This is a genomic window from Bradyrhizobium sp. HKCCYLS3077 (assembly GCF_051167555.1).
Taxonomy (GTDB): domain Bacteria; phylum Pseudomonadota; class Alphaproteobacteria; order Rhizobiales; family Xanthobacteraceae; genus Bradyrhizobium.
Map to the genome: position 1 here is coordinate 562588 of NZ_JBNPTH010000005.1, position 13819 is coordinate 576406.

A 13819-nucleotide genomic window follows, 5' to 3' on the forward strand; every position below is an offset into this window, starting at 1 on the left:
GGTGGGACGTTTGCTCCGGTTTTGAATGGTTCCAGTTCCATCACGGGAACCCTGGATCATTTTTAACGTTGATGTCGCGAGCGATCGGGGGACTGTGGCCCCGGCATTGAACCTTCGCGCAGACGTGCGCACCAACCTGATGTTCGGCTCCCGTCGAGTCGATTTTTCAGGAAATTTTGGATCGGCCTCGGGGTTTATCCCGATGGCAGCTTTTATCGTTGAAGGAGGCGCGTATGGTCCTCAAGACTTTGAAAGTCTCATTGTCCGTTTTCGCCGCTGCAACATCGGTCGTGTCGTTGTTTGCCGTGAGCTATGTCGGCCTCGCTCTGCTGGGCTACTGACGAATTCACGCTAGGATACATAGTGGCGAGCTGTGGACGCGCCCGGATCAGCCAGATCCGGGCGCGCTCGTTTTGGCGGTGGCGTCGCGCGCCGCGACGTCAGGCGAACGCCTTCTCCACGGTCTCGATCAGCACGCGGAACGATTTGTCGTGGCGCGTGATCGGCGGAATGGCTCTGTTGATGTCGAGCAGCTGATAGACCGCCATCTGCGCTGCGCGCACCGAATATTCCACCGTGAACACGACGTCGTCGGGGATCTCGACGAACTGGCTGACGAAGGCGAGGTTCTTGGAATTCGCCGGCACCGGCAGCGGCCGGTCGCTCTTGCTTCGCGGCATGAACATGCTGGTGATGTAGGGCAGGCGGCACGGCACGCAGCTCGCATTGTCGAACACCGACAGCTCGAAATTCAGATGGCCGCACAGCTCCTTCAGGATCTCGGCGCCGCTGCAATCCGCCATCGCCTTCGGCACGAAATTGCCGATGCGGTCGGGATGCAGCGCATAGCCCCAGAACACCTGGACGTCCTTCGGCTGGCCGACGAAATGCGGCTGGTGGTACAGCACGATCGACATCAGCCAGTTGGAGTCGGTGAAGGTGACGAGGCCGCCGGTGCCGGCCTTGTTGCCGCTGAAGGCTTCCATCGCATCGAAGAACTGCGCGTTGCGGCAGGTGACGGTGAACGACTCCCAGCAGGATTCCGGAATCGATGAGTTGAACGCGGCGGGATTGCCGAATTCGGGACGGCCCTGCGCGATCTTTTCCCATAGTGCCCAACCCTTGCTCTCGCGCTTGGTCAGGCGCGACGGCGGCGCATGTTGCGAGCCGAGGCTGGTGGCATCCGTCATCGAGCCGTTCTGGAAGAACACGAGATCATCTGGCGACACGGCGAGCGCCTCGCTGCGGCCGTTGCGGTCGAGCGTCAGCTGCCTGACGACATGCTTGCCGGCTTCGGTGGCGATCGCCATGTCGGTCACGTCGACGTCGCCTTCGAGATTGACGCCATGTTGTTCGAGCCACTTCATCAGCGGCACGACGATCGCGTCGTATTGATTGAACACGGTGCGCTTGACGCCGGCGAGCGTCTCGATGCGCGCAAACTCGTTCATGAAGCGATGCAGATAGCGCTTGAACTCGACCGCGCTGTGCCAGGGTTGGAACGCGAATGTCGTCTGCCACATGAACCAGAAATTCGTGGTGAAGAACGGCGGGGACAGCCAGTCGGTGATGCGGGACTTGCCGAGCTTCTCCTCCGAGGCTTCCGTCAGCCTCACGAGCTCGAGCCGGTCCTGCATCGAGAAGCCCATCGTGGAGACGTCGATCTTGTGCCGATTGCGATCGACGAGGCGGGCCTGCGAATGCGCGACGTGGTCCTTGTTGAAGGCGATGGTCTCATCGCGCACGGTGCGGTTGGGATCGTTCGAGCCAGGAATCGTCGAGAGCAGGTCCCAGGTGCATTCGTAGTGATCGGTCGTCAGCATGCGGCCGCCGCGCAGCGAGAACGAGCCGTCCGGCAGCTGCGTGCCGTCGAGGCTGCCGCCGAACGGCAGGTGCTTTTCGAAGATCGTGATGTCGTGTCCCGCGACGCCGCCGTCGCGGATCAGGAACGCCGCGCCTGCCAGCGCGCCGATGCCACTGCCGATGAAATAAGCCTTCATGATGGATCACCCGGATCGTCTGTACCGATCCGGGGTTAGCGGCCGTGTGTCCCGACGGAACTGATTCAGATCAACCGCGGCGAGCCACGGTCGATCACGATCTCGCGCGCAGGCTCAGGCGAATGATTTGATGGCGGCCTGCGCCAGCACTTTCAGCGATTTGTCCCACGGGGTGACCGGTGGAATGGCGCGATCGATCTTCATGAGCTGATAGACCGCGTGCATGGAAGCGCGCACCGAATATTCGATGGTGAACGCGGCATCCTCCGGCAGCTCGACATACTGGCCGATGAAGGCAAGGTTCTGCGAATTGGCCGGCACCGGCAGCGGCCGGTCGCCCGGGCTGCGCGGCATGAACATGCTCATGATGTAGGGCATCCAGCACGGCACGCAGGTGGCGTCGTCGAACACCGTGAGCGGGAAGCGCAGATGCCCGCACAGCTCTTTCAGGATCTCGGCGCCGCTGCATTCCGACATCGGCTTGGGCACGAAATTGCCGACGCGATCGGGATAGAGCCCATAGCCCCAGAAGATCTGAATGTCGGCCGGCTGGTCCGGGAAATAGGGCTGCGTGTACAGCACGATCGACATCCGCCAATTGGAGTCGGAGAAGGACACTAGCGCGCCGGTGCCGGCGACGTTGCCGCTGAAATTCTGCATCGCATCGAAAAAGCGCGGATTGCGGCAGGTGACCGTGAAGGATTCGAAGCTGGATTCCGGGATGTTGGAGTTGAAGATCGCGGGATTGCCGAATTCGGGCCGGCCGGCGGCGAGCTTCTCCCACAACGCCCAGCCGTGGCTGTCCTCCTTGGTCAATTGCTTCGGCGCGCTGTCGTGGCTGCCGAGGCTGGTCGCATCGGTCATCGAGCCCGCCGTGTAGAACACGAGATCGTCGGGGGCGAGTTCGATTGAGCGGCTGGCGCCGTTCTGCGTCAGGTCGAGCCGCGTGGCGCGATGCTTGCCGTTCTCCGTGACGAGCGCGATGTCGGTGACATCGGCGCCGCCGACGAAGTTGACGCCGTGCTCCTCCAGCCAGCGCATCAGCGGCTTCACGATCGAGTCGTTCTGATTGTAGACCGTGCGCTTGACGCCGCCGAGCGTATTCATCGTCGGGAATTCGTTCATGAAGCGGCGCATGTAGCGCCTGAACTCGACCGCGCTGTGCCACGGCTGGAAGGCGAACGCCGTCTGCCACATCAGCCAGAAATTCGTGGTGAAGAACGGCGGCGACAGCCAGTCCGAGATCAGCGAGTTGCCGAGCTTGTCCTCCGGGGTTTCGGTGAGCTTGGTCATCTCGATGCGGTCCTGCATCGAGAAGCCCATGGTGGAGACGTCGACCTTGTGCCGGTTGCGGTCGACCAGCCGCGCCTGCGCATGCGTGACGTGCAGCTTGTTGAACATCTCGGTTTCGCTGAGGATGTTCTCGGACGGCTGCGACGCGCTCGGGATCGTCGACAACAGATCCCAGGTGCATTCGTATTGCTCGGTCGTCAGCATGCGCCCGCCGCGCATCGAGTAGGAGCCGTCCGGAAGCCTGGCGCCGTCGAGACTGCCGCCATAGGGCAGGCGTTTCTCGAACAGGGTGATGTCGCGCCCGGTCACGCCGCCGTCGCGGATCATGAATGCTGCGCCTGAGAGTGAGCCGATGCCACCGCCGATGAAATAGGCCTTCATGATGTCGACCTGCTGTTTAAAGGTTTGAACGAAAATAGGAAAAATGCCGGCAGGCGCGGCAAATCACTTGCCAAACAAAGCCCGCCGGAGCGCAATTTACCGCAGCGGGATGAATTAGTCGTCAACACGCTGAGGTCGTTTGTCCGGGTGCGGCGCAATGTCCCGGCATCGGCTGTGCGCCGTTCTTTCCTCCGTCATTGCGAGCGCAGCGCGCAGCGAAGCAATCCGGGGCTCGGGCGAGACTCTGGATCGCTTCGCTGCGCTCGCGATGACGTCGAGAGGCGGTAGGACGGGCAAAGGCGCGCCCACGATGCTGCTGAGCACGTTGTCCACCGCGCGCCGGTGCCCACCACGGTCCCTCGGTCGAGAATGGTGGGCACGGCGCCGCAGCAGCTTCGCTGGTCGATGCAGCAGAGCAGGGCTCCTTTGCTCACCCTACGCACTCGCGGTCTTGTGTTCGGTCTTTCCCGTCGTCATTGCGAGCGCAGCGAAGCAATCCAGGGCGGCATACGCGACTCTGGATTGCTTCGCTGCGCTCGCAATGACGTTGAGAGAGCACGCTGTGCCATGCTTATCTCGCGCGCAGTGGAAATCCGCCGTCGGGTAGTTGAGAGGCGCCTCAATGCCCCGCCATGTGCCGGCCGATCTCCGTCAGGTCGGCCTCGCCGGCGCGGGTCTCGTAGACCAGCTGGCCGTGGAACATCACCACGAGTCTGTCCGACAGCTCCAGCAACTCGTCGAGATCCTCGCTGACTAGCAGCACCGCGGCGCCGCGGTTGCGGGCGGCCATGATCTCGGCGTGGATCTGCGCCACCGCCGCGAAGTCGAGGCCGAAGCAGGGATTGGCGGCGATCAGGACCTCGACGTCATGGCCGAGCTCGCGCGCCAGCACGGCGCGCTGCACGTTGCCGCCCGACAGTGCCGAGATTGGCGTATCCGGCGTGCGGGTCTTGATCTTGTAGCGGTTGATCTTGGTCGTGGCGTCCTTGCGGAACGCTGATTTGTTGAGCCACCAGCCGCCGCTGGCGAACGGGGCGCGGTCGAACTCGCGCAGCGCGATGTTGTCGGCGACGCTCATGCCGCCGACGCAGGCGTTCTTCAAGGGCTCCTCGGGCAGCAGCGACATCTTGTGCCGCCGCATCTCCTCGCGCGTGGCGGAGTAGGGCGCGCCCGACACGCGGACCGCGCCGCTCTCGGCCTCGCGCTGGCCGGCGAGCACCTCGACCAGCTGGCGCTGGCCGTTGCCGGAGACGCCGGCGATGCCGACGATCTCGCCGGCGCGCACGGTGAGCGAGAGATCCTGCACGGCGAGGCCGCCGGCGTCGTCGCGCGCCACCAGCTTCTCGACCTCGAGCCTGACCTTGCCGGCCTCGCCGGTGCGCGACGGCTGCACCGTGAGCTGCTCGGCGCCGATCATCATCCGCGCCATGTCATCGGGCGTGAGCTCGGAGACCTTGCCGCGGCCGGCGAGCTTGCCGCGGCGGAGGATGGTGACCTCGTCGGCGAACGCCATCACCTCGCGGAATTTGTGCGTGATCATCAGGATAGTTAGCTCGCCGGCCTCGACCATCTTGCGCAGCATGCCCAGCACCTCGTCGGCCTCGCCCGGCGTCAGCACCGAGGTCGGCTCGTCCAGGATCAGGAAGCGGCGCTTCAGATAAAGCTGCTTGAGGATCTCGCATTTCTGCCGCTCGCCGGCGGATATGTCGGAGACCTTGGCATCGAGCGGCACACGAAACGGCATGCGCGCCAGGAACGCCTCCAGCGCCTGCTTCTCCTTAGGCCAGTTGACCACCGCCGGTACGTCGTCGCGCGCCAGCACGAGATTCTCGGCCACCGTCATCGCCGGCACCAGGGTGAAATGCTGATAGACCATTCCGAGGCCGAGCGCGTGGGCGTCCTTCGGGTTGCTGATCGCGCGCGCGCGCTCGGCGATCAGCACGTCGCCCTCGGTCGGGCGGTAGTAGCCCATGATACATTTGACCAAGGTCGACTTGCCGGCGCCGTTCTCGCCGAGCAGCGCGTGGAACGAGCCGGGCTTTACCTTGAGCTCGACATTGTCGAGCGCGGTGAACGCGCCGAACCGCATCGTCATCGCGATGGCCTCGACGCCGAACGCGCCCGAGGGAATCGGATCGTCGCCGATCACGACAGCGCCTCGATCAGCGCGGAGGACGTCGCGACTGCGCCGAACACGCCGCCCTGCATCTTGATCATCTTCAGCGCGTGGTCGTGATTGCCTTTGTCGGTCGCGCCGCAACAGTCCGACAGCAGCACGCATTCGAAGCCGCGGTCGTTGCCCTCGCGCATCGTGGTGTGGACGCATACGTCGGTGGTGATGCCGGTCAGCACGATGTTTTGGATGCCCTTGAGGCGCAGGATCAGCTCCAGATCAGTGGCGCAGAACGAGCCCTTGCCGGGCTTGTCGATGACGATCTCGCCGGGCAGGGGCGCCAGATCCGGGATGATGTCCCAGCCCGGCTCGCCGCGCACCAGGATGCGGCCGCACGGGCCGGGATCGCCGATCCCCGCGCCGATCTGCTGCGAGCGCCAGCGCTTGTTGGCGGGCAGGTCGGACAGATCGGTGCGATGGCCCTCGCGGGTGTGGATGATCAGGAAGTTTTGCGCCCGCATCACCGTGAGCAGCTTCTTGATCGGCTCGATCGGGGCGCGGGTCAGCGACAGGTCATATCCCATCTTGTCGACATAGCCGCCGACGCCGCAGAAATCGGTCTGCATGTCGATCACGATCAGCGCGGTGTTCTCAGGCCGGAGATCGCCGTTGTAGGGCCAGGCGTAGGGCTCGGAGCGGATGGTGCGCTGGGTCATGAATCAAACTCCCGTCAGCATGTATGGGGCCTCATGGTTCGAGACGCGTCGCAAGGGCGACGCTCCTCACCATGAGGGTTGAGTTGGTGCGTCGCCGCGCAAAGACCCCTCATCCTGAGGAGGCCGCCGCAGGCGGCCGTCTCGAAGGATGGCCGCGAAGGAGGTGCTCGCTCCAGCTACTTTCCGCATGACGAGCCGCCTCTCACCGCGTGATGGACAGCTCGGCCGGCGCGCCACTCAAGGTGCGCTTCGGCGAGCAGGTGATGATCATGATCAGAAGCGTCAGGATGTAGGGCGCGGCGTTGAACAGGTGATAGCCGGAGGTGACGCCGACCGATTGCAGCGCCGGGCCGAGGGCGGCGGCGCCGCCGAAGGCGAGCGAGGCCCACAGGCACAGCATCGGGTCCCAGCGTGCGAAGATGACCAGCGCGACCGCGGTGATGCCTTGTCCCGATGACAAGCCCTCGTTCCAACTGCCGGGATAGAACAGCGACAGGAACGAGCCGCCGATGCCGGCGAGGAAGCCGCCGGCCATCGTGGCACGCAGGCGGATCATCAGCACGGAGTGGCCCATCGCGCGTGCCGCATCGGCGCTCTCGCCGGCGGTGCGGATCAAGAGGCCCCAGCGCGTGGTCTTGAACGCCCAGAACAGGATCGGCGCCAGCGCGACGCCGATCAGGAACAGCACGTTGATGCGCAGCGCGGCGCGGACCTGCGGCACGTCGCTCCACCAGCCGAAATCGATCGCCGGCAGCCGCGCGGCGGTCGGCTCGATCAGCGGCTTGCCGAGGAAGAAAGCGAGGCCGGTGCCGAACAGCATCAGCGAAATGCCCACCGCGACGTCGTTGACGCGCGGCAGCGAGCAGATGCCAGCATGCAGCGCCCCCAGCAGCGCGCCGGTGAGGCCGGCAGCGAGCACGCCCAGCCAGGGCGAGCCGGAGAGATAGGAGATGCCATAGGCGCTCATCGCGCCCATCACCAGCGTGCCCTCGAGGCCGAGATTGATACGGCCGGAGCGCTCGGTGATGCATTCGCCGAGACTGACGAACAGGAACGGCGTGGAGACGCGGATGGCGCCGCCGAGCACGGCGAGCGGGACGGTCCAGAGTCCGATGTTGCCGTCAGCCATGGCTCAGGACTTTCCTTTCAGAAACCCGATGCGCCCGTAGAGCGCGTCGCTCGCCAGCACCGAGATGAAGATGATGCCTTGCAGCACCAGCACCGACGCATCGGGCAGGCCGAGCCGCCGCTGCAGCAGGCCACCGGACGCGTTGATGCCGCCGAGCAGGATCGCCACGGGAATGATCGCCAGCGGATTCTGCCGCGCCAGGAAAGCCACCAGAATGCCGGTGAAGCCGTAGCCGACCGCGAGGTTGGCATTGGTGCGGCCCTGCACCGCGGCGACCTCGACCATCCCGGCGAGCCCGGCGCAGGCGCCGGCGAGGAAGCAGACGGTGAGGATCAATTTGCCGACGGACAGGCCGACGATCTTGGCGGCGCGGATGTTGCCGCCCGCGACGCGCGCCGCGAAGCCGAACGTCGTGTGATAGATCAGCACGTAGGACGCGACCGCCAGGATCAGCCCGAATACCAGGCCCCAATGCACGTCGGTGCCGGGAATGGTGCCGATCATGTTGGCGGCGCCGATCTCGCGTGTCGACGGCTTGTTGAGGCTCGCCGGATCGCGCATCACGCCTTCGACGAGATGGTTGAGGATGGCGAGTGCAATGTAGACCAGCAGCAGGCTGGAGATCGTCTCGTTGACCCCGCGATACTGGCGCAGTCCACCGGACAGCAGGATCCACAACCCGCCGCCGGTCATCCCGGCGATCACCATCGCGATCTGCACGACGAGCGGCGGCATGCCTTGCAGCGCCAGCGCCGCTGATGTCGCCGACAGCGCGCCGATCAGCAGCGCGCCTTCGCCGCCGATGATCACCATGCCCAATTGCGCGGGCAGGGCAGTGCACAGCGCCGTCAGAATCAGTGGCGCGGCGCGGCTCAGCGTGTTCTGCCAGGAGAACCAGGTGCCGAACGCGCCGTAATACATGTACCAATACAGATCGAGCGGGTTCTTGCCGAACAGCGCCACGAAGCCACCGAACACCAGCAGCGCGGCGACCAGCGCCGCGCCCGGGATCAATATGTACTCAATGCTCGTGCCGTAACGTTGCAGGAAGCCTGCGTCGGCGGCCGGCGCGATGGCGGCCGCATCAACCGGATCGGCCGCCTCCGTGGTCACGACGTCGCTCCGATCACGCCCTCGACCAGATAGTCCATCTTCTCGAGCTCGGGATCCTTCTGGCCGCGCTCGGTGCCGGCGGTGATCACGACGTTGCCCTTGTTGTCCTTGATAGGGCCCTTGAAGATCGTATAGCCCTCGCCGAGGAATTTGGCCTTGATCTCGTCGGCATGCTTGCGCGCCTGCTCGGAGACAGCCTCGCCATAGGGCGACGTCTTCACCAGCTCTTCCTTGAGACCGCCGCGATAGAAGTTCGGAATGCTCTCGCCGGCGGCCAGCATCTTGACAAACTTCGGATACAGCGCCTCCCAATTCCACTCGGCGCCGGTGAGATACGCCTTCGGCGCCAGCGGCGACTGGTTGACGTGATAGCCGGTGACGAAGGCGCCGCGGCGCGCCGCGTTCTCGACCATCGTCTTCGGACCGTCGACATGGCAGGTGAGCACGTCGACGCCCTGGTCGATCAGGCTGTTGGTCGCCTCGGCCTCCTTGACCGGCATCGACCAGTCGCCGGTGAAGATCACCTGCGTCGTCGCCTTGGGGTTGGCGAGCTTGGCGCCGAGGGTGAAGGCGTTGATGTTGCGCAGCACCTGCGGGATCGGCTTGGCCGCGACGAAGCCGAGCTTGCCGCTCTTCGAGGTATAGCCCGCGACGATGCCCGACAGATATTGCGCCTCGTCGATGTAGCCGAAATAGGAGCCGGCGTTCTTCGGATCCTTCTCGCTCCACAGGCCGCCACAGTGCTCGAAGCGCAGCTTCGGGTACTTGTTGGCCATCTTGATCATGTGCGGGTTGTAGTAGCCGAACGAGGTCGGGAACAGCAGCGTCGCGCCGTCGAGATTGATCATCGACTCGATCGTCTTCTCGACCGCGTCGGTCTCCGGCACCTTCTCCTCTTCGATGACCTTCAGCCCCGGCAGCTTCTTCAGCGCCGCCGCGCCCTGCGCATGCGCCTGGTTGTAGCCGTAGTCGTCGCGCGAGCCGACATAGATGAAGCCGATCGTCGTCTCCGCCGCGAAGGCCGGCCGCAGGCCCGCGGCTGCGCCGAGCGTCAGCGCCGCGCCACCCTGCAACAGATGCCGTCGTGAAATCCTGCCAAAGTCCATGGTGTGCTCCCTCGGCGGGCTGTCGCGCCCGCGCCTCTCGGCTTCGCCGGCACGGCGCAGCCGCCGAGGGGATCGCAAGCTTCGTGCCAGGGGCTTTCGGCCGAGCGGAGGAGCTAAGTCACTGAAGCCGCTTTGCTTTGCGATTGCTTGCAGCGTGGGCAACGAATGCCGTGAGCAAATGATAGCCTATGTTTTAATCAATCGACTTCAATTGTATGCAACGAGTTCAGCCTGGCGAGACCCTCGGAGAGCCAGGCGAGCACGTTCGCGAAGTGCGGTTGTGAGAACTTTTCAGGGCGCCAAACTCTCCGCGAGACGCTCGACTCGATCCACGTCATTGCGAGCGCAGCGAAGCAATCCAGGGGCTGTGGGGGGACTCTGGATTGCTTCGCGGAGCCTGTCATCCGGCCGCGCTTCGCGCGGACCGGGTGGCTCGCAATGACGGAGGAGAAAGCTGCGCACCGCAGCTGTAGGCCACGCTCGGCGCAGCCTTCCTTCCTCATGATGCGCGTCGCGCCGGTCAGATGCCGAGCAGCCAGACCGCGACGATGGTGCCGATCACGGCAAGGCCGCTGATCGTCCATCCGGTGAGATAGGCGCCGTCGCCCGATCCCGCCGGATCGACCATGGTGTCGTGCCAGCTCTCGTCCTGCCAATGCCCCTGTTGGTACGCCATGCGAACCTCCTCGAGCCTGCCTTCCCATGGAATAAGTCAGGGGCGTTCGGCAGCGGTTCAACTCCAGGATGAGTTTTTTTGCTGCTGCGCTGCAATGCTGATCCCGGACATCTCCTCTGGTCTTGCCGGTCAAACGTCCTAAGCTCGGCTGGCGTTCCGCGAAGAGAACGAGCGGGGCCGCGCGTTGCGGCCCGCAGCAGGGAAGGAAGAAAGTGCAATGAAGGATTTCGCCGGCAGGATCGCCGTGATCACCGGAGGCGGCACGGGCATGGGCCGCGAGCTCGCGCGCCAGCTCGTCGCCGAGGGCTGCAACGTCGCGATGTGCGACGTCTCGACCGAGGCGATGGCCGAGACCAAGCGGCTGTGCGAGGCCGATGGGGTGCCGCAGGGCCTGCGCGTCACCACGCACGTTGCCGACGTCTCGATCGAGGCACAGCTGCAGCGCTTCCGCGACGAGCTCGCCGAGCAGCAGGCGACCGACAAGATCCATCTCCTGTTCAACAATGCCGGCATCGGCGGCGGCGGCAGCCTGTTCAGCAACTCACGGGAGCAATGGGAGCGCACCTTCAACATCTGCTGGGGCGGCGTCTATCTCGGCGTCCGCACCTTCCTGCCGATGCTGCTGAAGGCCGACGAGGCGCACATCGTCAACACCTCGAGCGTCAACGGCTTCTGGGCCTCGGTCGGCATGGGCGTCTCGCACACCGCCTACAGCGCCGCGAAATTCGCGGTGAAGGGTTTTACGGAGGCGCTGATCAACGACCTCCGCCTCAACGCCCCGCACATCAAATGCTCGGTGGTGATGCCCGGCCATATCGGCACCTCGATCGTATCGAACTCGCGCAAACTGCAGAGCGGCGGCGAATCCGACGAGCTCAGCGACACCGAGATCGCCCAGGCCCGCCAGCGCATGAAGGGCATGGGCATCGACGTCGCAGCGATGAGCAACCAGGACATCCAGAACGCCGCCCGCGAACGCGCCCGCAGCTTTCTCGAGGATGCGCCGACGACGGCGGCGCAGGCGGCGAAGATCATCCTCGACGGCGTCAAGGCCGAGCAATGGCGCATCCTCGTCGGCGAGGACGCCAAGCTGCTGGACATGCGCGTCCGGCAATCGCCGGAGCAGGCGTATGAACCGGAGTTCTATCAGCGGTTCGCGCAGGAGGCGGGGTGGAGATTGGGGTAGGGGACCGCTGTTATTTGTAAAAACGCGCTTCCCGCCAAGCAGACGGTGAGCTCCCCTCCCCCTTGCGGGGAGGGGTCGGGGGTGGGGGTCCCCGAGTCGCGCTGCTCGTGATGAAACAGACAGCCATGGCTGACAGCCGACGATCATTCGCGCAACGCATGCGCGCCGAACCCACTGACGCCGAGAGAGTCCTCTGGCAACACCTTCGCCACGACATCAAGCTGGCCGGCTCTCACTTCCGTCGTCAGGCGCAGATCGGGCCGTTCATCGTCGACTTCGTCAGCCGCAAAGCAAAGCTGGTGATTGAAGTCGACGGCGGCCAACATGATTGGAACCGTGAGCAGGACGCCGCCCGCACGCAACAAATCGAAGCACTCGGCTATCGCGTTCTTCGCTTCTGGAACAGCGATGTGCTGGGAAACATCGAAGGTGTGCTCCATGAAATTCAGCGCGCGTGGACCCCCACCCCCGACCCCTCCCCGCAAGGGGGAGGGGAGACGAGACCGCCGCGCCGTCATCGCAGAACATCGCGACCGAGCAAGGCTGAATAGCACACACGTCGCCATCTCCGTGAGGGCCGTGCGCCCCGAGGGTGGACGCTCGAACTAATCAGCTCGGTAGATCGCCACCTACCGCGACGACGCCACCCGGTACGCCATCCGTGTATGGCTCGGACAATACGGCAGGCCCTCGATCGGTTTCGATCCGCAGAAGCAGAAATCGTCCGCGCCCGGCGTCGAGATCGGCCAGCGGCAGCGTTCCTTGGAGAGTTCGAACAGCGAGCAGCCGTTCTCGACGGGGCCGGCGGGCGGCTCCTCGATCACGATCGGCGGCGGATCGCTGGGGACCGCGCGCAGGATGCGGCGGCGCAGTTTCGGCGCGGGGCGGCGGGTGCCGTCGCGGGCGTTGTCGCGGACCATGCGCCGGGTGTCGCCGCCATTGTCGCGCGTCAGAGCGAGGCGGGAGATCTTGCCGATCACGGCATTGCGGCTGACGCCGAGTTCGGCGGCGATCTCGCGGCAGGTCAGCCCGGCTTCAAAGTGCTGCTTCAGGGCCCGGAGGCGTTCCTCGGTCCAGGTGGGTTGGGTCTGTCGTTCGGCGGGCATTGTTGTCGCTTCCAAGTTTGATCCGTCCTGGATCGTCCTGGCCGACGGTCGTCCGAAACTGTGCCGCTGATGTCCCTGTTTAAGCCCGTCCGTTGTCGCGAATCGACAGCAGCCCGTCCTTGATGGCGAGCCGGATGCCTTCTTCAATCAACGTTCTGCAGACACCCGGAACGCTGGTGCCGTGGGTGCCCTGTTTCACGAGCTTTTCGAGATAGCCAATGGTGGCCAGGGCCAGGGTTACGGGGATGCGGTCAGTCTCGGCTTTTTCCGTCGCCATGCCTAAAAGCTAGTCCGTAACCGGTGTACAGAAAAGTAACTTTTTAGACTCTATTTGGAATCCAATAGGTTGTACAGCCACTTGGGGATAAGTGGTTAAGATATTGAATTTTATAGAAATATGACGAATCGGGCCGGTCGCGGTGGTGACTCTCGGCGCTTTCAGCGAGTCCGGGCCCGGAATGGTACGGTGCACGAGCGGGTGGAGGGGATTCGCACTGCAACTGGCGGGACTCCTCCGATGGCTCGTCCAACGACAAGAGAACGTCGCTTGTGATGGTTCCCGTCGCGCCGCGTTCCCGGCCCGCGCTGCGGCGCGGGTGTCCCGAACAGAAATTTCTGCAAGTCAGAAAATAGCGCTTTCGCTTTTCCGAAAATCATGCTCTACTGTCGCCATCCCGTCTCACTCGGAAGGGGCGTTGCGCGCGATCGTCACGACACGCGGGGCGGGGAGCGATGGCCGCGAGCGAGCCGCAGCGTGTCCTTCAATGGATGCGTGGACGAACGGTTCGGCGCGGACGTGAAGTCGCAGCGTGCTGGCACCCCGATGCTGGTGTCCCGCGCAATGCGCAAGCATTGTCGCGAATGGTGGCCAACAAGCCCGGCGCACCAGGCAGACTGCGTATAAGCGTGAAGACCATCGCGCAGGGAAGGCCGGGCGTTGTCCGGCTGCACCTGTGGTACCTGCCGCCTGCATTTTTTCTCGCAGGCGGGCCGCAGGCGT

The 13819-nt window shown here is 64.5% G+C and carries 12 protein-coding genes; 2 read left to right on the top strand and 10 right to left on the bottom strand.

Annotated elements, in window-relative coordinates; translation table 11 throughout:
- Positions 1-440: 440 nt before the first annotated feature.
- From ACQR0Z_RS23075 to ACQR0Z_RS23110, 8 genes are all read right to left on the bottom strand, one after another.
- Entirely contained in the window at positions 441-2000 is a 1560-nt protein-coding gene (locus ACQR0Z_RS23075) for an oleate hydratase (RefSeq protein WP_434920162.1), read from the bottom strand.
- Between the two features lie 114 nt (positions 2001-2114).
- A complete protein-coding gene (locus ACQR0Z_RS23080) occupies positions 2115-3710 on the bottom strand; it encodes an oleate hydratase (protein WP_434920217.1) in 1596 nt (531 codons plus the stop codon).
- 583 nt (positions 3711-4293) lie between these two features.
- On the bottom strand, positions 4294-5769 hold the full coding sequence (locus ACQR0Z_RS23085; RefSeq protein ID WP_434920218.1) for an ABC transporter ATP-binding protein: 1476 nt from the start codon (positions 5767-5769) through the stop codon (positions 4294-4296).
- Between the two features lie 50 nt (positions 5770-5819).
- Positions 5820-6503 carry a biuret amidohydrolase gene (gene biuH, locus ACQR0Z_RS23090; protein WP_434920163.1) on the bottom strand — a complete coding sequence of 228 codons (684 nt, stop codon included), beginning with the start codon at positions 6501-6503 and terminating at the stop codon, positions 5820-5822.
- Between the two features lie 202 nt (positions 6504-6705).
- Entirely contained in the window at positions 6706-7632 is a 927-nt protein-coding gene (locus ACQR0Z_RS23095; RefSeq protein ID WP_434920164.1) for an ABC transporter permease, read from the bottom strand.
- Between the two features lie 3 nt (positions 7633-7635).
- Positions 7636-8745: an ABC transporter permease gene (locus ACQR0Z_RS23100; protein WP_434920165.1), complete on the bottom strand. Its 1110-nt coding sequence runs from the start codon at positions 8743-8745 to the stop codon at positions 7636-7638.
- On the bottom strand, positions 8742-9851 hold the full coding sequence (locus ACQR0Z_RS23105; protein WP_434859217.1) for a BMP family ABC transporter substrate-binding protein: 1110 nt from the start codon (positions 9849-9851) through the stop codon (positions 8742-8744). The genes ACQR0Z_RS23100 and ACQR0Z_RS23105 overlap by 4 nt, the downstream gene beginning before the upstream one ends.
- Positions 9852-10371: 520 nt before the next feature.
- A complete protein-coding gene (locus ACQR0Z_RS23110) occupies positions 10372-10527 on the bottom strand; it encodes a hypothetical protein (RefSeq protein ID WP_434859216.1) in 156 nt (51 codons plus the stop codon).
- Between the two features lie 217 nt (positions 10528-10744).
- Here ACQR0Z_RS23110 and ACQR0Z_RS23115 point away from each other — a divergent pair, with 217 nt between their 5' ends.
- Together ACQR0Z_RS23115 and ACQR0Z_RS23120 are read left to right on the top strand one after the other, a co-directional pair.
- Positions 10745-11713: an SDR family NAD(P)-dependent oxidoreductase gene (locus tag ACQR0Z_RS23115; RefSeq protein ID WP_434920166.1), complete on the top strand. Its 969-nt coding sequence runs from the start codon at positions 10745-10747 to the stop codon at positions 11711-11713.
- Positions 11714-11871: 158 nt separating this feature from the next.
- Positions 11872-12264 carry an endonuclease domain-containing protein gene (locus ACQR0Z_RS23120; RefSeq protein WP_434920219.1) on the top strand — a complete coding sequence of 131 codons (393 nt, stop codon included), beginning with the start codon at positions 11872-11874 and terminating at the stop codon, positions 12262-12264.
- Between the two features lie 78 nt (positions 12265-12342).
- Here the strand turns inward: ACQR0Z_RS23120 and ACQR0Z_RS23125 are convergent, their stop codons facing one another.
- Positions 12343-12819, bottom strand: coding sequence for a GcrA family cell cycle regulator (locus tag ACQR0Z_RS23125; protein ID WP_434878097.1), 477 nt, complete (start codon positions 12817-12819; stop codon positions 12343-12345).
- Positions 12820-12898: 79 nt separating this feature from the next.
- Positions 12899-13096: a hypothetical protein gene (locus ACQR0Z_RS23130; protein WP_006614936.1), complete on the bottom strand. Its 198-nt coding sequence runs from the start codon at positions 13094-13096 to the stop codon at positions 12899-12901.
- Between the last annotated feature and the right edge of the window lie 723 nt (positions 13097-13819).